The sequence below is a fragment of the Bacillus yunxiaonensis genome, assembly GCF_037104695.1.
Taxonomy (GTDB): Bacteria; Bacillota; Bacilli; order Bacillales; family Bacillaceae_G; genus Bacillus_A; species Bacillus_A yunxiaonensis.
In genome coordinates this window covers 48,300-74,129 of the sequence record NZ_JBAWSV010000009.1, presented here as the reverse complement: position 1 = coordinate 74,129, position 25,830 = coordinate 48,300, and the positions used below count along the sequence as shown (strand labels likewise).

Annotated in this window: 21 protein-coding genes; 15 read left to right on the top strand and 6 right to left on the bottom strand. The window is 35.3% G+C overall.

Annotation, left to right across the window (positions count from 1 at the left end; translation table 11 throughout):
* Nucleotides 1-5 precede the first annotated feature (5 nt).
* Entirely contained in the window at nucleotides 6-980 is a 975-nt protein-coding gene (locus WAX78_RS21175; RefSeq protein WP_336484009.1) for an L-threonine 3-dehydrogenase, read from the top strand.
* Between the two features lie 334 nt (nucleotides 981-1,314).
* Here WAX78_RS21175 and WAX78_RS21170 read toward each other — a convergent pair whose 3' ends face one another.
* From WAX78_RS21170 to WAX78_RS21155, 4 genes are all read right to left on the bottom strand, one after another.
* Nucleotides 1,315-1,572: a hypothetical protein gene (locus WAX78_RS21170; RefSeq protein ID WP_336484007.1), complete on the bottom strand. Its 258-nt coding sequence runs from the start codon at nucleotides 1,570-1,572 to the stop codon at nucleotides 1,315-1,317.
* A 213-nt stretch (nucleotides 1,573-1,785) separates the two neighbouring features.
* Nucleotides 1,786-3,669, bottom strand: a complete 1,884-nt coding sequence (locus WAX78_RS21165) for a vWA domain-containing protein (protein ID WP_336484006.1) — start codon at nucleotides 3,667-3,669, stop codon at nucleotides 1,786-1,788.
* Nucleotides 3,670-3,672: 3 nt separating this feature from the next.
* The gene (locus WAX78_RS21160) at nucleotides 3,673-4,566 is read right to left on the bottom strand and encodes an ATP-binding protein (protein WP_336484005.1); all 894 of its coding nucleotides are present in this window, start codon (nucleotides 4,564-4,566) and stop codon (nucleotides 3,673-3,675) included.
* Between the two features lie 258 nt (nucleotides 4,567-4,824).
* Nucleotides 4,825-6,351, bottom strand: a complete 1,527-nt coding sequence (locus WAX78_RS21155; protein WP_336484004.1) for a cardiolipin synthase — start codon at nucleotides 6,349-6,351, stop codon at nucleotides 4,825-4,827.
* Between the two features lie 733 nt (nucleotides 6,352-7,084).
* Between WAX78_RS21155 and WAX78_RS21150 the strand changes: the two genes are divergently transcribed.
* The 6 genes from WAX78_RS21150 to WAX78_RS21125 all read left to right on the top strand — a co-directional run bounded on the left by WAX78_RS21150 (nucleotide 7,085) and on the right by WAX78_RS21125 (nucleotide 14,936).
* A complete protein-coding gene (locus WAX78_RS21150) occupies nucleotides 7,085-7,444 on the top strand; it encodes a 6-carboxytetrahydropterin synthase (RefSeq protein ID WP_336484003.1) in 360 nt (119 codons plus the stop codon).
* A gap of 13 nt (nucleotides 7,445-7,457) precedes the next feature.
* Complete coding sequence (locus WAX78_RS21145; RefSeq protein WP_336484002.1) at nucleotides 7,458-9,869, top strand: 6-pyruvoyl-tetrahydropterin synthase-related protein; 2,412 nt, start codon at nucleotides 7,458-7,460, stop codon at nucleotides 9,867-9,869.
* Entirely contained in the window at nucleotides 9,866-10,450 is a 585-nt protein-coding gene (gene xrtG, locus WAX78_RS21140) for an exosortase family protein XrtG (RefSeq protein WP_336484001.1), read from the top strand. The genes WAX78_RS21145 and xrtG overlap by 4 nt, the downstream gene beginning before the upstream one ends.
* Before the next feature lie 2 nt (nucleotides 10,451-10,452).
* Entirely contained in the window at nucleotides 10,453-11,802 is a 1,350-nt protein-coding gene (locus WAX78_RS21135; RefSeq protein WP_336484109.1) for a TIGR03111 family XrtG-associated glycosyltransferase, read from the top strand.
* Between the two features lie 192 nt (nucleotides 11,803-11,994).
* Nucleotides 11,995-12,729, top strand: a complete 735-nt coding sequence (locus tag WAX78_RS21130; protein WP_336484000.1) for a Firmicu-CTERM sorting domain-containing protein — start codon at nucleotides 11,995-11,997, stop codon at nucleotides 12,727-12,729.
* A gap of 464 nt (nucleotides 12,730-13,193) precedes the next feature.
* Nucleotides 13,194-14,936 (top strand): putative bifunctional diguanylate cyclase/phosphodiesterase, encoded by a 1,743-nt coding sequence (locus WAX78_RS21125; RefSeq protein WP_336483999.1) that lies wholly within the window; start codon nucleotides 13,194-13,196, stop codon nucleotides 14,934-14,936.
* Nucleotides 14,937-14,947: 11 nt separating this feature from the next.
* On the opposite strand, the gene WAX78_RS21120 is transcribed toward WAX78_RS21125, so the two are convergent.
* A complete protein-coding gene (locus WAX78_RS21120) occupies nucleotides 14,948-16,372 on the bottom strand; it encodes an amino acid permease (RefSeq protein ID WP_336483998.1) in 1,425 nt (474 codons plus the stop codon).
* A gap of 533 nt (nucleotides 16,373-16,905) precedes the next feature.
* Here WAX78_RS21120 and WAX78_RS21115 point away from each other — a divergent pair.
* Nucleotides 16,906-18,864: an electron transport protein gene (locus tag WAX78_RS21115; RefSeq protein WP_336483997.1), complete on the top strand. Its 1,959-nt coding sequence runs from the start codon at nucleotides 16,906-16,908 to the stop codon at nucleotides 18,862-18,864.
* A gap of 205 nt (nucleotides 18,865-19,069) precedes the next feature.
* Here WAX78_RS21115 and WAX78_RS21110 read toward each other — a convergent pair whose 3' ends face one another.
* Nucleotides 19,070-19,960, bottom strand: a complete 891-nt coding sequence (locus WAX78_RS21110; protein ID WP_336483996.1) for an SDR family oxidoreductase — start codon at nucleotides 19,958-19,960, stop codon at nucleotides 19,070-19,072.
* A gap of 272 nt (nucleotides 19,961-20,232) precedes the next feature.
* On the opposite strand from WAX78_RS21110, the gene WAX78_RS21105 reads away from it, so the two are divergent.
* The 7 genes from WAX78_RS21105 to WAX78_RS21075 all read left to right on the top strand — a co-directional run bounded on the left by WAX78_RS21105 (nucleotide 20,233) and on the right by WAX78_RS21075 (nucleotide 25,817).
* Entirely contained in the window at nucleotides 20,233-20,871 is a 639-nt protein-coding gene (locus WAX78_RS21105; RefSeq protein ID WP_336483995.1) for an NAD(P)H-binding protein, read from the top strand.
* 224 nt (nucleotides 20,872-21,095) lie between these two features.
* Nucleotides 21,096-21,299 (top strand): hypothetical protein, encoded by a 204-nt coding sequence (locus tag WAX78_RS21100; protein WP_336483994.1) that lies wholly within the window; start codon nucleotides 21,096-21,098, stop codon nucleotides 21,297-21,299.
* Nucleotides 21,300-21,492: 193 nt separating this feature from the next.
* Complete coding sequence (locus WAX78_RS21095) at nucleotides 21,493-22,467, top strand: phosphotransferase enzyme family protein (protein ID WP_336483993.1); 975 nt, start codon at nucleotides 21,493-21,495, stop codon at nucleotides 22,465-22,467.
* A gap of 403 nt (nucleotides 22,468-22,870) precedes the next feature.
* Nucleotides 22,871-23,599: an amino acid ABC transporter ATP-binding protein gene (locus tag WAX78_RS21090; protein WP_336483992.1), complete on the top strand. Its 729-nt coding sequence runs from the start codon at nucleotides 22,871-22,873 to the stop codon at nucleotides 23,597-23,599.
* A gap of 12 nt (nucleotides 23,600-23,611) precedes the next feature.
* Nucleotides 23,612-24,442, top strand: a complete 831-nt coding sequence (locus WAX78_RS21085; protein ID WP_336483991.1) for a glutamate ABC transporter substrate-binding protein — start codon at nucleotides 23,612-23,614, stop codon at nucleotides 24,440-24,442.
* 73 nt (nucleotides 24,443-24,515) lie between these two features.
* The gene (locus WAX78_RS21080; RefSeq protein ID WP_336483990.1) at nucleotides 24,516-25,172 is read left to right on the top strand and encodes an amino acid ABC transporter permease; all 657 of its coding nucleotides are present in this window, start codon (nucleotides 24,516-24,518) and stop codon (nucleotides 25,170-25,172) included.
* On the top strand, nucleotides 25,173-25,817 hold the full coding sequence (locus WAX78_RS21075; RefSeq protein ID WP_336483989.1) for an amino acid ABC transporter permease: 645 nt from the start codon (nucleotides 25,173-25,175) through the stop codon (nucleotides 25,815-25,817).
* Nucleotides 25,818-25,830 lie beyond the last annotated feature (13 nt).

The following is a 25,830-nucleotide window of genomic DNA, read 5'->3' as shown; positions in this document are numbered from 1 at the left end:
GAGGAGTGGGGAAAATGAAAAAAATTCTAGTAACCGGTTCTTTAGGCCAAATTGGTTCTGAACTTGTAACGAAACTTCGTGATGTATATGGTGCATCAAACATTATCGCAACAGATATTCGTGAAACAGATAGTGAAGTTGTAAAGTCTGGCCCATTTGAAATACTAGATGTAACAGATGGTCAAAAGTTACATGAGATTGCAAAGCGTAATGAAGTGGATACAATCATTCATTTAGCAGCATTACTTTCTGCAACAGCAGAAAAAAATCCACTATTTGCTTGGAACTTAAATATGGGTGGTCTTGTAAACGCGTTAGAAGCGGCTCGTGAATTGAACTGTAAGTTCTTCACACCAAGCTCAATCGGTGCATTTGGTCCGACAACACCAAAAGATAATACGCCACAAGACACCATTCAGCGTCCAACTACGATGTATGGGGTAAACAAAGTAGCTGGAGAGCTTTTATGTGATTATTACTATCAAAAGTTTGGTGTAGATACGCGCGGCGTACGCTTCCCAGGTTTAATTTCTTATGTTGCGCCTCCTGGAGGGGGAACAACTGACTATGCAGTTGAAATTTATTATGAAGCAATTAAAAAAGGTACGTACACTTCTTACATTGCAGAAGGAACATACATGGATATGATGTATATGCCAGATGCACTGCAAGCGATTATTTCTTTAATGGAAGCAGATCCAAGCAAGCTAAAACATCGCAATGCATTTAACATTACAGCAATGAGCTTCGAGCCAGAACAAATTGCAGCATCTATTCGTAAGCACATTCCAACATTCACGATGGATTACGCAGTTGATCCAGCTCGTCAAAAGATTGCAGATAGCTGGCCAAACTCAATCGATGCAACAGCAGCGAAAGAAGAGTGGGGCTTTAAAGCAGACTACGATTTAGATAAAATGACTGCTGATATGCTTGCGAAATTAAAAAAAAAATTAGAAGCTGAGTTAGTACTTGGCTAATTGAAAGAAAGCCGATTCAATGTATTGAATCGGCTCTTTTTGTCAGTATACTCATTTAAGCTGAGGGCTACTTGCTGGTGAAAGTTCAATTTAGGTAAGAAACCAGCCGCCTAGCAGCGATTAAAGGCGTTATCCCGCTATTTGTGGGGGAAGAAAATCCCCGCTCTGATGGGAGTCTCACTTTATCCCGCATTAACGGGCAGTAATACTCCCATCTCAAAATTCGGTGAAAGCAAAGAAGTTAGGTGGGAGATAAACTGCCCGTAAAAGCCCGATTGGTTCAACTAATAATTAGTGGGGGATGAAGAAAACCCCCACTGATTAAAGTTTCACTTTATCTAGACTTTCGTTCATGCGTGTCTATATTTTCCGCTTCTGGGTATTGGTATTCCGTTTCTTCGTATTGTTTTTCATATTCGTAGCTAAATGCTTTATGTGTTTTTTGATCCTCATCCCAAGGTGTCGATTTTCCTAGCTTTCTGTTAGTGGGAGAACCGTAAGGACCTTCAGGAAGTTCCTCAGGAATGACATATTGATGTCGAGCTTCAGCAGCAGTAACATCTGTATATTGTTCATCTTTTTTGGGAGACAAATGGAACACCCTTTCAAATACATTCTATGAGTAAAGCTCCTTTTTAATATACCCAAAAAGATTTCTATAAATTTTGGATATCCTTTCATTTTGTTTTGATATTAAAAATGTGGACTATAAAGTGAAACTTCCAGCGGCGGTGGGGGCCTTATTGCCCGCGAATAGCGGGATAAAAAGAGCAAAAAAAACAGGAGCTGCACCCAGCTCCTGTTTCTATTCGATTGTTTTCAATAATAACTTTTTCAATAACGGCTTAATCTTCAACCGTAAATCTTCAGCATGGTTCGCCACTAAGAAGTGGTGGTTATAAATATTTTTCATCAACTGATAGGTTGCTTCTTTTGCTTCGCCTTCTTCAATGAAAATTCCAATGACTTCTATGCCGCTTTTACGAGCTAGTTTTACAGCTTCATGTGTATCTAAAATACCATCTTGTTGATAATCTAATGCAGATGGTTCACCGTCTGTAAATACGAGCAGGAATTTATGTTTTTCGGGACGTTTCGCAAGCTTTTCTGAAACGATGCGAATAATGTATCCGTCGCGATTATCTTCTTCTTCACGAAGTTGCATGACTTCCGGACCAATGCTTGGAATCGTTGAATTTTGATATGTTACGACTTCGTGAATGACATTTGGTTTGTTTTCTGGGGTCGCGCTAGAAGCATCTTCCCAAAACCCACTAATTGCATGCGGGATTTTTAATGATTTTAAAGCTTCATGGAAAAGAACAACGCTTTTTTTCGTTTCTTCCATTTTGTTATACATCGAACCAGAGCAGTCAACTAATAAGTGGAACACAACGTCAAGTTCTTGTGATTCTTGTCCTTTTTTATAGAACATACGTGGTTGTTTTTCTGTGTAAATACGCAGGAATTTTTTACGAAGTCTCCCGTAGTATTTATCAGCATGTGCGTTTGTTTTATTTTCAATCGTTTTTTCGATAATTTTCTTTAGTTCTTTCACATCTTTATTAACGACAGATTTAATGGCCTGATAGTCTTTCTTTTCGTCAGGATTAGGCTTTCGTGCTTCTTTAAATATATGTGATGCACCGACGTTATACTTACCGTACACACCTTCACTTTGGCTAGAAGCATGAGATGCTCTCGTATCTTCAGTATCCGCACCGTCGAAATTCGACTGCGTACTTTTTTGTGAAGTGCCTTGCACAGAAGCGAGCGCTTGATCACTATCCTCAGATTCACGGGCAGTATCGCCCATCATATTTGTTTTTGTACCGCTCTCTAATTCAAAGCGTAAAAAGTTTTCATTCTCATTGTTTTTATTTTCACGATGCCAAGTTGAAAAACTTTCATTTATTTTACTCTTATTATCGTCATCATCAACAATTTGAACATCGTCATTTGCTAATTCATCTACGCGTTCCTCTATTTTTTCAAAAACGATAGAAGTATTGAGCGGCGCAAGGCCAAAGTAGTTATTAATCATATCGTTCTCTAAGAAATCTTCTAAACGATAGCGAATTTTTTCTACAATATACATTGTATCTTCTGTAGTACGCGTTTGAAATGTTTCGTGTAAGATTGCTTCAATATGCTCAAAGTAATCGTTGTTAAACATTTCGTATTTGTCGCTTGTTAATGTTAAGTAACATAAACAAATGAGCATATCAGTATGATAGTTACGAATACGGTTAATTTCGTATTGTGAGCTGAAATAATTCCGATACATTTCTTTTCGGCGTGCAAAAATTGGTTTTGTACCAGGGCGCTCTCGTTTAACAATTTCTTCAACTCGTAAATCTTCTAATAGAACAAATAACTGCGTTAAAAAATTTTTAAGTGGTGATTGCTGCAATTCTTTTGCATAGTTGCGAATAAGTTGCATATCGGAATGATGTTTGTAGCCGAGAGCTTTTAAATATACCTCACTTTTTAAACCGACCACTTTATCAGTTTCGCTTCGATCATCCCAAAAATGACTGATGACAATTTTATTTTCGATTTCGTCATAATATGCTTTATATCCATATTCTAAATATGCATTTTCTTCTTTTAGAAGGGCATACATTAAATTTTCCATTTGCAGAAACAGAGACGCATCGATTTTTTTGTCACTAAAAATTTGTCTCATGAATTATCCCTCATAGAAATAACTTTCTGCTAATTCACGCACCGTCATTTGTTCTGTTTCATCGCTTAATTTTGCAATAATGCTTCGTTCAATTGCACGCATTACTGGAATATATACACTTAAATCACATGCATCGATAATACCGCGAATACTTGCAGCTTCTTCACTTACACGGCCATCGCGAGCAAGCGGCATCAAGTCACTTGCGAATGCTACAAACTTTTCGATTGTTGCTGTTTCCTTTAATTTCGATTCTGCTAATAAGAGTTCTTTTAATGTATCACCTTGAATATAAGGAACTTCAATAATAACAAAGCGATTTTTTAATGCTTCATTTAGTTCGCTCGTTCCAACATAGCCTTCGTTAATCGCGGCAATTACACGATATTCATCACTACCGTACACAACTTCTTGTGTGAATGGATTTGTAATCATTTTACGATAGTCTAGTGCACCGTGAAGAAGAGGAAGTGTTTCTGGTTTTGCCATGTTAATTTCGTCGATATAAAGGAAGTGACCGTTTTTCATTGCTTTCATTAATGGGCCATCAACGAAAGTAACTTCAGATGCACCGTCTGTTGTTGTTAATGTGTTGTATCCTAAAATACCTTCTACATCTAAATCAACAGAACAGTTAATGCTATGCATTGGCTTTTGGAATAAGTAAGACAGCGTTTCCGCAAGAACGGTTTTACCACTTCCAGTAGGGCCTTTTAATAAAACGTTTTTCCCAAGAAGTAATGCAGTAATAGCATCTTCAATAATGCTGTTATCTGATGCTTTATACATTTTTGTTCCAATTAAAGTAGCAGCATTGCCAGCTGTATGTTTATTTGTTTCGTGAATATTTACAAGTTGTTGCTTTAATCCTTCATGTATATGAAATTGTTCTAACATGTATTTCCCACCTAACATTATTTTCATAAAGTAAACAATACTTCTTATGATAACGCGTTTTTATAGGTGAAGCAAAGAAAAAACATCTTCCAATTTGGAAGATGTTCCCTTATCCCGCATTAACGGGCAGTAAGACCCCCACCTCAAAATTTAGAGAGAAACAAAGAAGATAGGTGGGGGATAACTGTCCGTAAAAGCCCGATTGGTTCAACTAACCATCAGTGGGGGATAAAGCCCCCCACTGATGGAAGTTTCACTTTATAAAAGTGGTGAAATAAGTCGCATCAGTGATTCAAGTATTCTCTTTCGAATGCTTCTCTTTTGAAATACTTCCCAGCGAATTTCTGTGGAATCTTTAAAGTCTTGTTCGAAATCACGTTTAATATCAAGGACAGTCGAAGAATCATATAACATAGCGATTAATTCATAATTCAGTTCAAAACTACGAATGTCCATGTTCGCTGTTCCAATTGTTGCAATTTCCTCATCAATTAATACAATTTTAGCATGCATAAATCCGTCTTTATAACGATAAATAGAAACGCCTGCTTCTAATAACGGGGCAAAGTAAGATTGAGAAGCTTGATCGCTTATAACGCTATCGCTTATACCAGGATATAGAATACGGATATCAATTCCAGCGATTGCACTTAAACGTAGTAATGTTAACGTTTCTTGATCGGGAATAAAGTATGGCGTTGCAATCCAAATGGAACGTTTTGCGGATGTCATAGCCGCTAATAGGGCATTTCGAATTGTTTTGTCATTTGCACTCGGACCGCTTGCGACAATTTGGACAGCGCCTTCTGCGTTAACCGTCCACCTCGGAAAATACTCTCTATTCATGAAAGGTTCCCAAGAATAGCTATTTAATCCACTACATGCGTATAACCAATCTTCTAGAAAGATGGCTTGTAGTTTGTATAGTGCTTTCCCTTCAAGTTTTAAATGACTATCTCGCCAAATTGGAAATTTCTTAGAACGACCAAGATATTCATCTCCAACATTCAATCCGCCTGTAAATCCAATTTTTCCATCAATAATAATAATTTTACGATGATTCCGGTAGTTGACGGTTTCGATTAGCCACGGAGAAAGGATAGGTTCGAATTCTACTACCTCAATTCCTGCGTCCTTCATCGGTTGCAAAAAGCTGCTTCGTAACTGGGAGCTTCCGAGGTCATCAAATAAAAAGCGGACAATTACACCAGCTTTTGCTTTTTCAATTAAAGCATCCCGGATCTTTGTTCCAATTTCATCAGCTCGATAAATGTAATATTGAATATGAATGTGATGTTTTGCCTCTTGAATGGAGGTCAAAATTTCTGTAAATGTTTCATCTCCGTTTGTTAGTAATTTTGTTGCAGTTTCATTAGCGATAGGTCCCCCGCCAAATTTTTGAACGATAGTAGCCAAATGGGCAGCGCGTTCATTTAGAGACGCTGGTATTTCTTGTTTTAATCGACTTCCTTCTAGAATTTCACGGAACACCTTTCTTCGCTCTTCATCACGATGTAAATGTTTTTTTCGGCGCCATCTGCTTCGACCAAATAAAGCATACAAAAATACGCCAAAAACAGGAAGAATTGCTAATACTAAAAACCAAGCTAACGTACTTTGCGGGGAGCGGTTTTCAATAAAGATGATGAAAGCAATACCAACAGATGTAATAAAGAATACTGTTCCAACGAAGGTATATAACGATATAGATGATTTGTTTAATAGAATTAATATAACAGTTGTAATTGCAATAACGAATAATAATTGCAGAACACGATTTTTCATTGGTAGGAATGTCACCTTTTTCTGATTAGTTATATCCTTATTATAAAGTGTTTCATTTTCATTAAACAATAGCCCATGCTTCCTAAATTTGTCCTGCATATATTTGTATTGTCGGAGGGTTTGGTCATAGGTGGCATGGCGAACTACAGTTACGTATTATCAAAAGGTACTGATTTAAAGGAGATTTTTAAGTGTGAGGTCTAAAAACTATTATAGGAAGAGATATCATCTGTTAGAACGGATAGTGTTTTTTTGTTCTTCATTTCACTAGTTAAAAAGAGTGTAGATAATAGAGGGAGATCTAGATTCGACACCTTCACTCCTATAAAGCATATGTCACAGCTTATCTCCCGCTTCAAGATCAGCGGGAGATAAGCTGTGGAAGTTTTCATAATTATAGTTAAAATGAGGAGGATTATACTTGTTGTGTTCAAGAAGTATAAGGTTTTATGATAAGGTATCTATACAAAATTCATTTAATTTAATATGATCATAATAAAATTTTAAATGTTAAATATGATAGGAAAAGGAGGAGATGGCTGCTAAATAGGCTGTATAATCGCAAAAACGTTAAGTATTTATTGGTAATTGATTTTTTAGTATTAATGCGTGTTATTATATATTTCGTTTCAATATTCTAAAGTAATTTCAGTAGGAGAAAGTTTTTTAAAAATTATGCAGTTCGTAATGTATTATTTACGAATGCTGAAAAATGGTTAAAGGAGAAATCGCAATGATTACAAAATATCGTTTACATTTTTATTTGAATGCAAGACATTATGTATCTATCAATGGAAATAAGTCTACTGTACATCCACATACGTGGGAAATTACATTGCTTATTTCACATGATGGAGCTGAAGAGTTAAATTTTGCTCATATTGAAGATGTCATTGGAGGGTATTTAAATGAATACCAGGGAACATGCTTAAATGATTCTCCTAGATTTTCAGGAAAAAATTGTACGATGGAGCAAATTGGGAGAATCTTTTTTACAGACTTAACAGAGAATTTAAGAAAACAGCACGTGCCATTAGAAGAATTAACAATTAGTGAAAATCCAATGCGACAATATGTTATTCAAAGAGGGTAGAGAGGAAAGTAGTATGACAATTGAACAACGAAAACGAGTTTGGCTGTTTCTTTTCCAATTTTCTTTATTAGTAGCATGTGCTTTACTTATGTCATGGTATGTGAATCGTTTTGGGCGTTATCCGTGGGGATCGGACACGTATGGACACTTATATAAAGCAAATTTACTATATGAAGAATTTCAAAAAGGAAACTGGTATGTTAATTACAGTGCTGAATGGTATAACGGATTTCAACCATTTCGATTTTGGGCACCTTTATCTTATTATATCTTAGCTGTATTACGAATGTTTACAACGGATATGATTGGAGCTTATCAATTATTTTTTATTTTTCTTTTTATTGTAGGGGGCTTGGGCTGGTTATTGTGGGGAGTGTATACAAAACGGCAATGGCTAGCATTTTTTATTAGTATATTATGGTTCTTTGTTCCGGAAAATCTTCGCATTTTATTTGCAGAAGGAAATGTTCCCTTTTGTACTATAACATCGATATTACCATTTCTATTTTTAATATTTTACCGTGCAGTACGTGAAAAAAGAATTCACTTGTACATAATCCTTTCTATATTAATGGCAATTATAACACTAATTCATCCGATGTTAACAGCTATGGTTGGTATTTCATTCTTTTTATTTTGTCTTATCGACTCAATTGTAAACAAAGAGATGATTCATAAGTTTATTGTTCTCATCTATGCTGCATTAGGGATTTGTTTATCTGGATTTTGGCTATTTCCAGCACTAAATGGCGGTATTATTGGAATGGACCGAGATGCTAATTTAGAAGTAATGGCACTACACTCTTATCCATTAACTGTTTCGCTGCATCCATTTTTACGTTTTAATGATATTGAAATCTATTATTTTGGACTTTCGTTTGCTTTGCTTGCTTTATTTGGTTTACTCTTTGGATCCAAGAAACAGATGACAGGGTTTTCGGTTGCATTATTAATTATGATAGGCACAACAAAACTAGCTCTACCACTCTTACAGAATATGCCTCTTGTTCAAGTGTTATGGATGCGCCGCTTTACTGCAATGGCCATGGCGATGATCTTATTTTCTTTTTTATTATGGAAAAATCTTCGTAAGTCTCTTATGTGGATGTTTATTTTGTTGTTAGCTGTTGATTCAGGTGCTTCTTTTTATACAGTTGGATTTAACCGAGAGTTTCCGAAAGGACAAGCTGAAGATTTAGATGTAGCGATCTCTGCAGCATCGCAGCGTATATCAATGTTAGATAACTCCGAATATGGTTCTTTTCCAAGTTACTATTTATCCTATCATGGAAAACAAAATAAGGTAAAAGATCAAGTGTATGGATGGGCATGGCAAGGCGCAACAACGACACAAAATTTAGTACAAATTAATACAGCATTAGAACATGAATATTATGATATTTTATTTGATCGTACTTTAGAAACAGGAGCGGATACATTCGTATTAAAGAAAAATTTTGTTAAACACCCAGAGGAAATGAAGGAATCGGCAAAACAAGTAGGATATGAATTAATAAAGGAGACGCCTAGTAACTATATTTATAAATATCCTATTGAAGGGAATTTTGGAACGAAAGTGCAATATGATGGGATTGCAATTGGAAAATATGCACCCAATATCACTTATATGTTTCCGCAATTGTTAATAGGGGACAAAATGAACATTGATGACTACACTTTTAGCGAGTTGAAAAATTATAAGGTTGTTTACATTTCAGGATTAGCTTATAAAGATAAGAAAGCAGCGGAACAGTTAGTAAAAAAATTGGCTGATTCTAATATTAGAGTGGTAATTGACACAGCTGGAATGACAGAGTCATTTCTGAATGTAAATGTGCAACCAATTTCGCTGCAAGATGAGTATGGGGAATTATATTATAAAGATAAAAAAATAGAAACAAAACCGTTTCCTAAAAAATCAAGTGATTGGAGAACGAATGTTATTAGTAATACAAATCATTCAGAATCACAATTATATGTTGATAAACAGATTTTGAATTATATTTCTACAAGCAAGAATGACAATTTAATTTTTATGTCATTAAATATTCCTTACTATACGTTTTTAACGAAAAATGAAGATACATTGAAAGTTCTTGAGGATGTCTTGCAATTAAAAGCTTACACATTACCAAAAAGAGAAGTTGTACCAGTAAGTTTAAAACGGAATCATAATGAAGTAATTGTTGATAGTGAACAAGAAAATGTACTTGTACCTGTTGCAGCAATTGATGCTTTCCAAACAATAGAAGGTAAATATGAAAAAATGAATCAATTTATGAATGTGAAGACGAAACATGTGAAAGTACATGTTGGGCACCCATATATGCTACAAGGTGTTGTTTTATCAGTGAGTGCTTTATGTATAATTTGTAGTTTATCGTATGGAATTTATAGAAGACAAAGAAGGGAGGGAGAAGCATGAGTTCTATTATAATGGGTATTTTATTAATTGCACTTTGTGCTTTCGGTTATATAATGATGCAACGTATTGGATTACGTTTTTTTGCTTTTGTAGTAGGAAGCGTAGGTTTTTTTACAATTTGTATGATGTACTTTCTGCCGTATATTGAGAAATACGCAAACCTTATGAATTCCTATGTGTTAGAGTGGATTTCGAATGTATTTCCAGTATTTCATGTACATAGTGAACTTGCATTAATAACAATTGAAACAGGAAAAGATATTGTAACCATGGTATTGGATTATGAATGCTCTGGTGGTATTGAGTTACTTGTATTTCTTTCTCTAGTGCTTTTCTTCCCGTTTGGAAATATAAAAACAAAGGTATTATCAACTATTTTTGGTGTATCGTTTTTATTTGTAGCAAATATTTTGCGGTTGTTATTCATTATTGTTATGACAAAGATATTTGGAGCAGAAGCATATAAGCTCGTTCATATGGTATTTGCTCGTATTCTTTTCTTTGGTTTGACAGTATACCTTTATTATGTACTATTTACACTTGTTCAAATCAGATATCAGAAAGTGGGTGAATTAAAGTGACGATGGATGCGTTTTTACAGGAAGTCTTTTTTTGGACTGTGTGGCTTATTATTCCGTTACTTGTTGATTTTTTCACTGGCTTTGGAAGTGCTATTGTTGTATTGCATGCTTACTTAAAAAAGAAAGAGATAGAATTAACTTTTTTTCCATATGTAACCATCCTTGTTCCTGTATATAATTCTGAGAAAACACTGGGAGATTGTTTGAATTCAATTGTAGCTCAACAATATCCATTGCAAAATATACAAGTTATTTTAATTGATAATGGTTCGGAAGATAGATCTTTTGAGGTATTTCAACAATTTCAAATAGAGCAGCCGGTTTTAAATATTAGATATATAAAATCAAAGCAAGGAAAAGCACAAGCTTTGAATCAAGGAATATATCTTTCACGAGGAAGATATATTTTAAATGTGGATTCAGACGGTATGCTTGATCCAAGAGCTGTTTATAATACAGTAAGAAAATTTGAACAAGATATGAGTATTTCAGCAATGACCGGTGTTGTTATGATTAACCCTGAGTTAATTCAAGAAAATAATAAACCATTATTAAAATTATTACAGCGTTGTGAGTTGTTTGAGTATGTAGAAGCATTTTTAGTAGGGCGAGGCTACCAATCAAAACGTAATTCTATTTTTACCTTATCAGGAGCGTTTTCAGCATTCCGAAAAGAGGTATTAACAAAAACACAAATGTATAATATTGAAACGCTTGGAGAAGACACACATATGACAACGCAAATTCGTCTTATGTACGATGGAAAAGTAGCATTATGCGAAGACGCGTTTTTCTATGTAGATCCCATTGAATCTGCGGACCGTTTGTACATGCAAAGGCAACGCTGGCAACGTGGCAGTATAGAAGTTACTGCTTTATTTAATAAATTATTAAATAAAAAAACGCGAGGTAGTTTAGATGTAATTCGTTATACAATGATTAAAGATCATACATTAATTTTTTCAAGAATGATTTGGATTTTTGCGCTAGTATACTTAATGTTTTTAGATTATCCATTATATTTAATTGTAACTGCAAATATTATTCTTTATTTTTCTTATGTAGCAAATTCGTTGTTGTTTTATGTTGTTTCAAAATTGTATTTGAAACCACAACCGCATGTAAAGAAATATATGCGTAAGCATATATATACAATATTTTTACTTCCATTTTATCGGATGTTTATCTTTTTTTGCCGCCTTGCTGGAACGATTAATGCAAAAGAAGAGAAAGCAAGCTGGGATGTGCGTGCATTAAGTAAAGAAATGCGGATGATTCGTGAGAAAATGAAGAAACAGTTTTCCTTCTATTTTAAATTGAAGAAATGGATTAATGGCAGCGGTAATAAATGATTTTATCCCGCATTAACGGGCAGTAAGACTCCCACCTCAAAGTTCAGCGAAAGCAAAGAAGTTAGGTGGGAGATCAACTGCCCGTAAAAGCCCGATTGGTGAGGGCTGATAATCAGTGGGGGATGAAGAAAACCCCCACTGATTAAAGTTTCACTTTATATGAGCATGATTCATTAATGGAGGAGATCTACTATGAAATCTAGCAAACTACTTGCGTCACTTTTAATCAGTATAAGTTTATTAAATATCGGACAACTCCAAGTATTCGCAGAAACTAAGAAATCTCCTATTACAATTGACGGGAATTTTTCTGATTGGAATAATATGCCGTATGTTTCGGATACAAAAGGTGATGTGCCAAATGGAATGAATAATGAAGATATTACGGGTGTTAAATATTATTCTGATGGAGAATATTTATATTTGTATGTAGAAAGACAATCGGCAGGACATTCTAAGCAAGATGGCTGGACATTTCACGTAATTTTTCCCGATGCGAAACAAGGCGGGAGAGGTAACTCGGAATCCATTGAGGTAAATGGTAAATGTCAAATGGTTCAGTATCGTTATGCAATTGTAAATCTTATTAGTGGAAAAGGGAATGAATATTCTCTAAATGTGGACTCAGGAAAATACCAAGAACAAACCCTTTCTGTAAGTGATAATAAGAAGGAAATGGAATTCCGAGTTCCTTTAAAAGAATTTGGACTAGATAAGCAGAAGGAGATTCGCTTTGCATTAAAATCAAATGTAAATGGAGAAGTTTGCCCGGCAAAAAATACAATTGACTGGGTTCCAGACAGAGATGGCTGGATTAACATTGACAATGGTCCAACATTATGGCAATTCTCTGCAATCGTAGGGTTTGGAATCGCAGGATTTGCAGCATATCACATTTTTCGTTTTCAAAAGCGAAATAAAAACTAGTCATGGTAGTAAAACCCCCACTTCAAGATTCAGAGAGAAGTGAGGCAGATAGGGATAACGGTATGTAAAAGCTCGATTGGTGAGAGTTTTCCGTCAGCGGGGGATGAAAAACCCCCGACTGACGAAAGTTTCCCTTTATTAGATTCGTTTATGCATGTTATATGTCTGATGAGCGGATTACTAGATTTTAAATGAAAGGATTTCCAAATTTCTGGTGAAAAGTTTTGAATATTTTGGTATTATTGTTTTATAACTCCATATACGGTTATTACGTTAATCGTGAGCAAAAATAAAACGTATGATATTTGTATTCAAAATCTGTAGTTAGAGATATTTATAAAGTAAAATTCTTGTCAGTAAGTTTTCCATTGATTGGGTACTTAATGAATATTACTTCTCGTTAATTATAAAAAGGAAAAGGTATTGTCTTGTTATTGAGAGAGAAAAACAAGGAGAGATAAGGCATGATAGAGCAGCAAGATCTTGTGTTACATGATTCATTGCTCCAAGGAGCGATGAAAGCATTGCAAGATATAAAATTTGCTTTAGATGAATCATCAATTGTTGCTATTACTGACCGAGATGGTTATATTACATATGCAAATGATAAATTTTGTGGAATTTCCGGATATACAAAGGAAGAACTAATCGGACAGAATCATCGCATTTTAAATTCTGGATATCATTCAAAGGCTTTTTTTAAGCACTTATGGAAGCGTATTTCAGGTGGGAAAGTTTGGCGTGGAGAAATTCGTAATAAGGCAAAAGACGGATCCTATTATTGGGTAAGTACTACCATTGTTCCTTTTCTAGATGATAGTGGAGAACCATATCAATTTGTTTCCATTCGAAACGAGGTAACAAGGCGAAAAGAGATGGAGCAACGGTTAAGGGGAGGTGAAAGTCGTTATCGTGAATTAGCATATCATGACATGCTAACGGGTTTGCCAAATCGTTTACAATTCATGGAATTAATAAATAAGCGCGTAGATAAAAAAATACCGTTTAGTCTCATTTATTTTGATTTAAATCGTTTTAAATTGGTAAATGATACATTAGGACACGCGATTGGAGACTTATTACTAGAAGAAGTGGCATCACGTCTCGACAATGTATTAGATGATACGGAAGTACTTTCAAGACTTGGCGGGGATGAATTTGTCTTGCTAACGCAGAAGATTACATTACAAGATCTACAACAGTTAGTAAGTTCGATTCTTTCTTGTTTTCAAGAACCGTTCATATTAGAAGGAAATGAAGTGTATGTTTCTGCTAGCTTGGGAGTATGTTCATACCCGAAAGATGGTAGAGATATAGAGTCTTTATTAAAACATGCAGATTTATCTATGTACAGTGCGAAAGAGCAAGGAAGAACCTCCGTTTGTTATTTTACAAATGATTTACGATCAACAATGCAACGAAAAATGGAAGTTGAACTTGTATTGCAAAAGGCAATTCGTGAGGAAGAATTAAAAGTAGTAATGCAGCCAATCATTGATTTACAAACAAAGCAATATTCTGGAGTGGAGGCATTACTACGTTGCTATACGGAAGAAGGTCCCATTTCTCCTTCTGAATTTATTCCAATTGCAGAAGAATGTGGATTGATTTCAAAGTTAGGGGATTGGATATTAGAGCAATCATGTAGAATATTTAAAACATTGCCGGCATATGCAGAAGGTTTACAGTTATCTGTAAATATATCCATTCAACAAATTATGCAAAATCGGTTTATACCTACTTTGCGTAGTATATTAGCACGTACTTCATTTTCACCGAATAGATTAATTTTAGAAATCACTGAAAGTATTGCGGTAAGGCAATTTGAATACATTATTGCTGCCCTTCAAGAATTAAGAAGTATGGGAATTTTAATTGCGTTAGATGATTTTGGAACAGGGTATTCATCGTTATATTATTTAAAACAGTTACCACTTGATATTGTAAAAATTGATCGCAATTTTATTCAAGAATTTCATCATCTCGAGGCACAACCTGAAAGAACAATTGTAAAATCGGTTATTGACATTGCACATAGTTTAAATATGAAGATTGTTGCAGAAGGGGTGGAAACTGTTGAACAAGAAACGTTACTACAATCAATGGGATGTGACTATGTACAAGGATTTTATTATGCGAAACCGTTAACAGTATCAGAATTAAAAAATGAGTTTAAACCTAAAAACACTAGCCCTTTAGGGAGCTAGTGTTTTTAAGTTTAACTAATTTTTGTATTAAGTGTTTCTATGTTCTTTTCAGTAGTATTTTTCATGATAAACGGATAAAGAATAAATCCAAATGCGAATAATCCTATTCCTAGTAAGAAAGTTTTCATATCAGCTGTTCCTGTTTTGATAACCCAAATGGAATATATAAGAGCAAGTACTGTAATTACACCGTCAAATTTACGAGAGCCTTGCATGTTCTCATATGTTTCACCAGTAATAATAAGTTTTAATTGATATAATGTTGAAACAAGATATGGAATTAAATAAGCAAGCGTAGCAACAACAATTGCAAAGCTATACGCTTCTGATACTGATCCAGAAATAGTAGAGAATAAGAATATTTGTGTCATGATATTTGTTAATAATAATGAGTTCTTTGGGCTTCCTTTTTTATTTGTTTTTCCAAAGAAAGCTGGGAATAATCCGCTTTTTGCTGCTTGATAAGGAACTTCTGCACTTACAACAATCCAGCCGACTGTAGAGCCGAATAGAGAAACAAGTGCTAGGAATGCCATAATATATGCACCTTTATTACCAATAGCCATATTTAATGCGTCAACCAATGGTTTTTGTGACCCTTTCAGCGCATCTTGCGGAAGAGCACCCATTGTTAACAATGTAATTGCTACATAAATAATAAGAGCGATGACTAATCCCAAAATCGTTGCTTTTTTTACATCGCGCTGTGACTTTGCACGGTTTGAAAGCATGACAGCTGATTCAATACCAATAAACGCCCAAAGTGTTGAGATAGCAGCAGCATTGATTTGTCCGCCTAATGGAATGGATTTTCCAGCCTCATTCATAAACGTTTGCCCATCACCGAAATTCGCTGCATTAAAGATGAATAATGTAATGATAATAAACATCGTAAATCCAATAATTTTTGCAACAGTTGCAAGTAAGTTCATATTACCAGCACGATCAATATTTTGAGAAAGAATATATTGAATGCCCCATAGCATAATACTACATACAGCAAATGTTAAGCATTTTCCTAGTTCTAACGAGAAACCATTTGTCGTGAACAAAATTTGTTTACTTTGCATAACTGGGAAAAACGTAGATAAATATCCTGCAAATGAAATAATAACAGAAGCTGTTGCAGCCCAGTTTGCAGCCCAGTATCCCCACGCCATGCTATAACCAGCAACTTTACCAGCTTTTGGTGAAGTGAACATTGCTTGCGCATAGCTTTGCGGACCTGCTTTTAAATTCGGTTTTCGCATTGCTAAGTTTCCGAACACGAGTGCAATCATAAATACACCAAGACCGGTAATTGTCCATGCAAGCGTGGATCCCATTGGTCCTGATACTTGCGCTAAATTTGCTGGAAGCATAAACACGCCGCCGCCAACCATATTTCCAACAACGAATGCTGTTAAAATCCATAAACCCCATTTTTTTGTTGCCATGATTGTCTAACTCCTTTTTGTAATAGTTTTTTTGTTTTATTATTTTTTGTACCTAGTGTTTTTTGGAAATAAAAAAGAGCCATGTAGATAAAAAATACCTACATGGCTCTTTGCCTAACGTAGGTACAACGGGAATAACCCTTGTACCTACGCGTGAATTTTTCCGCTAGGTTTCAAGGGTTTACGTATGATGATGATGTTTTTGTGCAAATGTAACTACAGTTGTATAAGTAAACATAGTTCTTTGCTCCCTTTCTCCTCTGATTTTGAAGTAAGTATACTACATGTTTTTTAGAAAGGGAAGAGAAAAATACAAACTTTTTTATAAAAATTCATACTGGTGATTAAATATTTAGCCTGTTTTTTCTTACTGCTTGTAAAGTAACAAATTTAGGAATTAATTTTTAACATACTGTAATACAAAGAAAAGAAGAAGGAAAGTATGTTTTCGTATTTATATCTCTTTTTACAGGGAATAGTAAGGTTGTTACTGAGCGTTTGTAATATTTTTTGATGAGCAAGGAGGAAAGTAAATGGAAAATAGGAAGTCCGCTAGATCTCTTGTTTGGGGGATAATCTTTGTATGTGTTGTCCTTTTTAACTTTTCAAAACCAACATACGCTTATATTCCTTCTGAAGATCAAATTGTAAAGAGCAAACCAAATCATTATGGAACTGAGGAAAATCAGCCGGCATACGATATTTGGGGACAAACGATTTCGCAAAAAAAAGCGAATGAGTTGTTGAAAACGAATGAAGGCAAAATGTTATTATCACCACAAAATGGAGCAGTGAAAATTGACAAGAATTTATTAAAAGTGGGGAGAGAGTCTTTTTATGAAGAAACATTTGGAAATGAAGTGTTTCTTACAGACATAATGGGTATTTTAAATGGTGCGTTAACTTTAGAAAATATTAAAAAAGCAATTTACGACTTGCATGGAAAAGGGACAACAAATTTACGTGTCGAACTGGCGAAAACTGTGAAAATAGGAGATAAAACGTTTGAAAAAGGAACAAAGGTTGATACTGGTTTAGATGTTGCAAGAGGTTCTAATGAAGTGTTAGGGATGCCTATCATTAAGTCTGAAGGAAGAGAGAAAATAGGAGTAAGCTGTGCTGCATGCCATGCAACGGTAACTAGGGATACAAAAAAAGTGATTGAAGGTGCTGCAAATAATGATTTTAATGGCGGTCTCATTTTAGCATTAGGGACAAATTCAGCAGCTTATTTTTCTCGTGCAGAAATTAAGTCATTACAAGACTATATAAAAGATTTAGGGCGAACAGTAGTGACTTCTGATGGGAAAAAAGCTCCGCTTCCTGATCCAGAGATGATAGAGGAGACTGTAGATCGTACTTTATTAAAATGGCCAAGCGGAAATTTTGATGCGAGTAGTGATTTGGTGAATAATCCAACACAAATTCCAGATTCTTTTACATTTGGAGATCATCCTTATGGGTGGAATGGGTTTGCACAAGCTGGTCCGTTTAAAGGGCTAAGTGTAATTAATAGTGCTGTAAATATTCAAGGATCAGATTTAACGACATTAGCACATGCTAGTCCATTCCTTTTCAAAATTGACAAGGAAGTTTATTTAGGAACAATGTTACAAAATGCAGCGAATCTAAAATATCGATATGATCCTAAAAGTGGAAAGAAACCATCTGAGTTTTTTGCTTCAGTAGATCCTACTCCAGGAGTTCCAGGAGTAAATGAGTTAATTACGCTTCCGACGTTTCCAAGGCCGTCTTTAATTTCTCCCAATGGCCTATTATCAAGTTCTCCTGGCTATCGGGTAATGGAACAAAACAACGGAATGTCGGCATTACAAAATACATTTGTTTCTCCTAAGCCCCCATTATCTGTTGATGAAAAGACGATAAAACAAGGCAAGAGTGTGTTTACACGTGCAGGTTGTATTACTTGTCATGCTGGACAAGCCTACACAAATAATCGAATTATCCCAGTTCATGAAATTAAGACCGAGCCATCAAGAGCGAAATCATTTGAAGCAATAGGTAAAAGTTTAGCAGATCCTATCATATATTCACCAGATACACCAGTACCTGTACCGAAAGGAGCGAAACAGTTAAAAGTTCCGGCTTATTCGTTAGATAAAGAGAAAATCGATTTAGCATACATGTTAAATAATTCATCTGGTGGTTACAAAGTTCCAAGTTTGTTAGGGCTTTATTGGGGAGCGCCGTATTTACATGATGGAGGTATTGCGGTTGGCCAAAACGTGGAGAGTGAACTAGGTATGACAGGAACGGTATCAAAAGGAATTGAGCCTAATCCGTTTAACAGCTTACGAGCATTAATTAATCGAAACTTGAGAAGAAAAGTAATCGAAGCAAACAAAAGTTCAAAGGATTTACAAGACACACATATTACGGGAGAAGGACACGAATATTGGGTAGATTCTTCTACAGGTTTTTCAAAACAAGAGCAAGATGCGTTAATTAACTATTTACTCACATTAGAATGATTTAGAAGTATACTGTAGCAAACAAGCACTGAAAGATAAATAATCTATTTTTTTATACAAAGTTTGATTAAAAAAATTCCCTCTATTCCATATGTAACAGGAAATAAAAAAACGTCATTTTGAAAATAGATTGATCAAAATGGCGTCTTTCTGTTCACTAAAATACAATTTCTTATAATAAAGTTTGAATCGAAGGAATTCACTCTTATCCATTTATAATCACTCCACCGTTTACATGAAGAATTTGTCCTGTCACATATGAGGAGTCGTCTGACGCCAAATAAACATAGGAAGGTGCCAGTTCAAAAGGTTGTGCAGTACGTTTCATTGGCGTAGTGCTTCCAAGTGTTGCATAAAGTTCTGGCGGAGCGCTTGAAGGGATAAGAGGGGTCCATACAGGCCCTGGAGCAACGCCATTGACTCGGATTCCTTGATTAATGACTGATAATGCTAACGAGCGGGTAAATGCAACGACAGCTCCTTTGGAAGCGGCATAATCAATCGCGGGATCAAGTCCGTTGTATGCGGCGAGTGAAGCCGTATTGATAATAGAGCTTCCACTTTTTAAATAGGGCATGGCTGCTTGTGTTAAATAAAAATAGGAAAAAATGTTTGTTTTAAAAGTACGTTCGAGCTGCATTGCTGAAATGTCGCTGATACTTGCTTGTGTATGTGCTTCTCCCGCATTATTGACCAGGATTTCAAGGTGGCCAAATGCTTCCATTGTCTTTTTAACGACATAATGACAAAACCCGGCATCCCCAATATCACCTGCGATTGTCAGACATTGTCTGCCCAATTGGTTCACTCTGTCTTTTGTTTCGGATGCATCCCCATGCTCGTTTAAATAAACAATTACAATATCCGCCCCTTCTTTTGCGAAAGCAATGGAGACAGCCCGGCCGATCCCGCTGTCTCCCCCAGTAATGATGGCGACTTTGTTCAATAGTTTGTTGCTTCCAGAATAATTAGGGTTTTCGGAGATAGGTCTTGGAATCATCAAAGATTCAATACCCGGCTGCTGAGGTTGGTACTGCGGGGGAAATTCGATTGGAACTGTATCGCACTGTTCTACAAATCCAAAATGCTCAAACATAATAAGCCAGCCCCCTTCGGTTATATGTGATTTAGCATATTCTTCAAAAGATTATAGGTGCATGCCCATTCCCTATCTGCGTAAACACGAAGTTGGACATCATTAGGCACTTCCATTTCAGTTGTGATTTAGGCTGTTATTTAGGGTGTTAAATGAAAAATCCAGAATAAACAGGAAATTTATGTTAAATTATAAAGAGAAATGATAAAATTCTTTACTTGCTTAAGAAAAGAACAGGATTGATTTTTTTATATATTCTTAGGGGTGGAAGTATGGATAATCCTTATAAAATAGCTGTAATTGGTGGAACTGGTAAGGTAGGACGTTATATAGCTTCAGAAGCGTTAAAAAATGGCTATCAAGTTCGTATGCTTGTTCGAAATCCAAAAAAATTAAAATGTAGCGATGATAAAATTGAAGTTGTAACAGGTGCTGCAGAGAATATTGATACAATAGGACAACTACTCGAAGGGTGTCAAATCGTTATAAATTGTTTTGGTCAACCAATGAGAGATACACCTATGTATAGCAGAGTTACAAGAGATATACTTAAAGTAATGAAGGAAAAGGATATTAAGAGATATATTGGAGTTACAGGAGCTTCTCTCAACATTATAGGAGATGAAAAAAGTCTTTTAAATAAGATTGGAGCAAAAATGTTTGAAATGTTCTTTTCCAAAATGATGAAAGATAAAAAAGAAGAGCTGGATATTCTTTTGGAAATTAAAGAACTAGATTGGACACTAATAAGACTGCCTTTTGTAAAAGAGGGTGTTGAAGTAAGAACAGTCAAAGAAAGTCTTACCGATATGCCTGGAACAATGATTTCAAACAACGAAATAGCAAGTTTTATAATTAGTCAGATTGATAACAAAGCGTATATTCATAAAACACCTTTTATTGCGATTTAACATAGAACTATCCTTATGTGACAATAGGGGGCTTTAAGGGTATAACCCCATTATAAAAAAAGAAAGCTCAGAGTATAAAAACTCTGGGCTTTTTGTATGCTATTTACTATGTGAATTAATTTGCGAATTCAACTGTTATTTCTTTTGTTATTTTCATGAGAAATATTATTTAGAAATTACTGTAAATAAAAGGGGGATGTGATAATCTTATAAGGAGTGGGAGCTTGCCGTATGTCGTACATATTTTAAGTATTTTTATGATTTGCATAGGGGGACTTAGTGTATATCGCTCTGTTAAATATAAAGGGTACGGAGCTTATTTTAAAATAAAAAAATTGAAAATTCCGTTATGGATCATTACATTAGGCGTTTCACTATTTGTTATGAGCATGGGTATTTATGCACTAATATTAGAGGGGAAATGGTAAGGAATATAGGAATGGAGTATATCACTATGTAAGTTTAAATCTAAGTGAATTGTAATAAATTTGTTTACTTGTATAGTTATAGTCTTCCATTACTTGGATTGAGAAGGAGTAGAACGTTCTGCTTCTTTTTTTATTTTATAGCAGTGATTCTACGATTTATGGCGAATTACGTAGAGAGGAAAGGAGTGGTCATATGGAATTAGTAGTTGAACGAGTATTTACAAAAGAAATTTTACAAGAAGGGGCAAAACGCTTCGGTGTAACTGTTACGGAAGAACCATTAGGAGACTTTGAAAATTATATTTTTCGTGCGGAGGGAGAAGATTCTACACCATATGTTTTGCGTTTGACCCATTCATCTCATCGTACATATAAACAAATTGAGGCCGAATTAGAATTCTTGGCATACCTTGGGGCAAACGGTGCAAAAGTGGCGGCGCCGCATCGCTCACAGAACAATATATTTGTAGAAAGTTTACAAGCGACAGATGGAACATTTTTTTATGCTTCTCTTTTTGATTATGCAAAAGGAGAAAGGGCGAAAGATAATGATCCCGACATTTGGAATGATAAGCTCTTTTATGCTTGGGGGAAAGCAATTGGTCAGTTACATCGCCTTACAATGCATTATCCGAAAACAGAGAATCGTGTTACATGGATGGATGATGAGATTACGATTATTGATATGTTAAAAGAAGATAATGAACTGCAGCAAATCGCCTATGAAATTGTAGCAGAAATTAAGAATTTACCTTCTACAAGTCGTACATTCGGACTCATTCATGGAGATATACATCACGGGAATTTTCACTATGAAAATGGAGAGCTAACAATCTTTGATTTTGATGATGCAACGTATAATTATTTTGTCCATGACCTTGCAATGGTTTTATATTATTCAGTTTTACGAAAAGATTGGTCAGAGGAAGAAAGGGCAGCTTTTACACGTCACCAGTTGCAAGTATTACGAGAAGGATATGAGACAGAGCATCAGCTTGACGATTCCTCATATGATGCTTTGCCGCTCTTCATGCGCCTTCGGGATGTTGCTTTATATGGAACAATTATGAAAAAGTTTAACGGTAAGGAAATGCCAGAGCATTTTCAAACATTAACAAAAGCTATTCACCAAAGAATTCTTGCAAGAAAAGCCATTATTGAATGTTGAGAAAAACAAGAAACTGACCTAAAACACCCTCTGGTGGAATTATGGTCAGTTTTTTTTAGGCTAGTTTGGGTATATAGATTATATTAGATAATTGCTGTTCTGTTCTTTTACTAAATACATATATTCTGTGTTTTTATGCGAAAATGTGTTTATTTTCTCAAAATAATATTAAATTGCATAAGGTGTATATTTTATACCTTTTGTATATCCTGAAAATTCCAATTCAAAAGAAGGAATATAGAAAAGGTAAACAAGAAGAGGTTTCGTAAAAAGAGTGAAAGAAGCAAAGAGAGCGATTTCTTTGCTTCTTTTTTATGCCTAAAAGATTACTAGTTATTTTTTTAGATGTTTTCGAATATAAAAAACTATACAAGCTTTTTGAGTTGTAAAGGAGGGGAGTAGATTGATTGTTTTTCGCGATGTTAACAAATATTACGGCAGCTTTCAGGTTTTAAAAGATATTAATTTACAAATTGAAAAAGGGGAAGTTGTCGTAGTCGTTGGCCCATCGGGGTCAGGGAAAAGCACGTTGCTGCGCTGTATAAATCGGCTAGAAATGATTACTGATGGTGAATTGTTTGTGAATGGTGTAAACATATATGGTGTAAAGAAAGATATAAATCAATTAAGACGAAGCATCGGCATGGTATTTCAACATTTTTATTTATATCCTCATAAAACGGTGCTTCAAAATATTACACTTGCCCCGATAAAAGTACTCAAAAAGCCGAAAGAAGAAGCAGAAAAAATTGCTATGTTTTATTTAGAGAAAGTAGGGATTACAGATAAAGTAAATGCCTATCCGCACCAACTATCAGGCGGACAGCAACAGCGTGTTGCTATTGCAAGGGGACTAGCAATGAAGCCGGAGATTATGCTGTTTGATGAACCAACTTCTGCGCTTGATCCTGAAATGATTGGTGAGGTACTCGACGTTATGAAAACATTAGCAAAAGAAGGCATGACGATGGTTGTTGTTACACATGAGATGGGATTTGCCAGTGAGGTAGCTGATCGTATTTTATTTATGGACAAGGGTCAAATTGTGGAAGAAGCAGCACCTGCTGATTTCTTTGCAAATCCAAAGCAAGAACGAGCCCGATTATTTTTAAGTCGTGTGCTTAATCGTTAAGGGAGGAATTTGATGATTAAAATGAAAAAGTGGTTCACGCTTATCGTTTGTACGTGTTTATTTATACTGATTTTAGCTGGGTGTGGAAGTAAGAAAGAGGAAACGAAAGAAGCTGTAAAAAATGAGAAAGAAACTGTTATTGATCAAATTAAGAAACGTGGAAAATTAGTTGTCGGTGTGAAGTATGATACGAATCTATTTGGATTAAAGAACCCGGCAACGGGAAAGGTAGAAGGATTTGATATTGATGTTGCGAAAGCACTTGCGAAAAAAATTTTAGGTGATGAGAATAAATTAGAATTAAAAGAAGTTACTTCTAAAACGCGCATTCCAATGCTGAAAAACGGCGATATTGACGCAATTATTGCGACAATGACAATAACCGAGGAACGTAAAAAAGAAGTTGATTTCTCAGATGTGTATTTTAAAGCTGGGCAATCTTTACTTGTAAAAAAAGGAAGTGGAATTAAGGATATAGCTGATGTGAAAAAAGGGGTAAAAGTGTTAGCTGTAAAAGGCTCTACTTCTACGAACAATATTCGTGCCAAAGCACCGGAAGCGACTGTACTTGAATTTGAAAATTATAGTGAAGCATTCACGGCATTGAAGGCAGGACAAGGCGATGTTTTAACAACAGATAATGCCATTTTATATGGTATGGAAAAGCAAGATGCAAACTATGAAGTGGTTGGAAAAAAATTCACGGACGAACCATATGGCATTGCGGTGAGAAAAGGAGAAACGGAGCTTACGAAAGTAATTAATGAGTTACTAAAAGAGATGCAAGCAAGTGGAGAATACGATAAATTGTATGAAAAGTGGATTGGGAAAAAGCCTGAGTAAAACTACAAAATATAGGATAACAAGAGGATGAGAAATAATCATCCTCTTGTTATGAAGAAAGAGGGGAGAGTTTGTGCCCGATTTTTCTATTCTCTCAAATAATCTAGATTTGTATTTAGAGGGATTCAAATATACGGTGATGTCTAGTCTTACTGCGTTAATTGGTAGTTTTATTCTGGGTATCATAATCGCAGTCATGCGAATTGCACCAATTCGGATTCTAAATTGGATTGGTACAGCATATGTAGAGTTTATTCGGAATATCCCTTTAGTTCTAATTGCATTTGCTTTTTATTTTGCTTTTCCGGTAATTGGCATTACATTAAGTGGCTTTGTTGCCGGCACAACTGCACTTACTATATATACAGCAGCTTTTATTACAGAGGCAATTCGGGCAGGAATTTTATCAGTTCCGAAAGGGCAGATGGAAGCAGCGCGTTCTTCTGGCTTAACGTATGTGCAAGCGATGTATCATATCATTTTGCCGCAAGCGATAAAAATTGTGATTCCGCCGCTAGGCAATCAATTTCTAAATTTAGTGAAAAACTCTTCTATACTAGGTATTATCGCTGGGGCGGATTTAATGTACCAAGGTGATTTAATCTCTACAAGAACATTTGTCACATTTGATGTATATATATTTGTTGGTATGTTTTATTTACTTTTAACTGTTCCGCTTAGCATGGGTGTTCGATACTTAGAGAAACGCTTGGCGAAGGGAGCTGTGTAAATGGATTTTCGAGGTGCTTATACAGGGGATCATATTATCTTTTTACTAAAAGGACTACTTGTTACGTTAGAAGTTGCTCTTATAGCGATATTTCTTAGTTTTATAATTGGTGGTGTAATTGGTACGTTACGATATACGAAAATGCCTGTTGTATCAGCAATACTTGCCTGTATTGTTGAAATCATTCGTAATTTACCGTTGTTATTAATTATTTTCTTTACATATTTTGCGCTCCCAGAAGCTGGATTGAAATTAGAGATTACAACAGCGGCCATTGTGGCTTTGACGATATTTGAAGCAGCGATGATATCAGAAATTATTCGCAGTGGTTTATTATCAATTGAGAAGGGACAAATTGAAGCAGCGCGTGCTTCTGGATTATCGTATGTACAGACGCTTCAGCATATTATTTTACCGCAAGCACTGCGGCGTATGGTGCCGCCGCTTGTCAGTCAATTTATATCCCTTTTAAAAGATACATCGTTGGCGGTCGTAATTTCATTGCCAGAATTAATGCATAATGCTCAAATCATTAATGGTCAAAATGTAAACTATATGATTCCAATGTTTCTTCTCGCCGCATGTATGTATTTCATTGTAAATTATAGCTTGTCGATTTTTTCAAGACGTTTAGAAAGCAGGTAACTCTTGCATTTTA

Bases quoted from the DNA above. Each gene is read 5' to 3' on its own strand.
- WAX78_RS21165 (WP_336484006.1), bottom strand. From the start codon at position 3,669: ATGAGACAAATTTTTAGTGACAAAAAAATCGATGCGTCTCTGTTTCTG.
- WAX78_RS21160 (WP_336484005.1), bottom strand. From the start codon at position 4,566: ATGTTAGAACAATTTCATATACATGAAGGATTAAAGCAACAACTTGTA.
- WAX78_RS21155 (WP_336484004.1), bottom strand. From the start codon at position 6,351: ATGAAAAATCGTGTTCTGCAATTATTATTCGTTATTGCAATTACAACT.
- WAX78_RS21150 (WP_336484003.1), top strand. From the start codon at position 7,085: ATGATTACAAAATATCGTTTACATTTTTATTTGAATGCAAGACATTAT.
- WAX78_RS21145 (WP_336484002.1), top strand. From the start codon at position 7,458: ATGACAATTGAACAACGAAAACGAGTTTGGCTGTTTCTTTTCCAATTT.
- xrtG (WP_336484001.1), top strand. From the start codon at position 9,866: ATGAGTTCTATTATAATGGGTATTTTATTAATTGCACTTTGTGCTTTC.
- WAX78_RS21135 (WP_336484109.1), top strand. From the start codon at position 10,453: ATGGATGCGTTTTTACAGGAAGTCTTTTTTTGGACTGTGTGGCTTATT.
- WAX78_RS21130 (WP_336484000.1), top strand. From the start codon at position 11,995: ATGAAATCTAGCAAACTACTTGCGTCACTTTTAATCAGTATAAGTTTA.
- WAX78_RS21125 (WP_336483999.1), top strand. From the start codon at position 13,194: ATGATAGAGCAGCAAGATCTTGTGTTACATGATTCATTGCTCCAAGGA.
- WAX78_RS21120 (WP_336483998.1), bottom strand. From the start codon at position 16,372: ATGGCAACAAAAAAATGGGGTTTATGGATTTTAACAGCATTCGTTGTT.
- WAX78_RS21115 (WP_336483997.1), top strand. From the start codon at position 16,906: ATGGAAAATAGGAAGTCCGCTAGATCTCTTGTTTGGGGGATAATCTTT.
- WAX78_RS21110 (WP_336483996.1), bottom strand. From the start codon at position 19,960: ATGTTTGAGCATTTTGGATTTGTAGAACAGTGCGATACAGTTCCAATC.
- WAX78_RS21105 (WP_336483995.1), top strand. From the start codon at position 20,233: ATGGATAATCCTTATAAAATAGCTGTAATTGGTGGAACTGGTAAGGTA.
- WAX78_RS21095 (WP_336483993.1), top strand. From the start codon at position 21,493: ATGGAATTAGTAGTTGAACGAGTATTTACAAAAGAAATTTTACAAGAA.
- WAX78_RS21085 (WP_336483991.1), top strand. From the start codon at position 23,612: ATGATTAAAATGAAAAAGTGGTTCACGCTTATCGTTTGTACGTGTTTA.
- WAX78_RS21075 (WP_336483989.1), top strand. From the start codon at position 25,173: ATGGATTTTCGAGGTGCTTATACAGGGGATCATATTATCTTTTTACTA.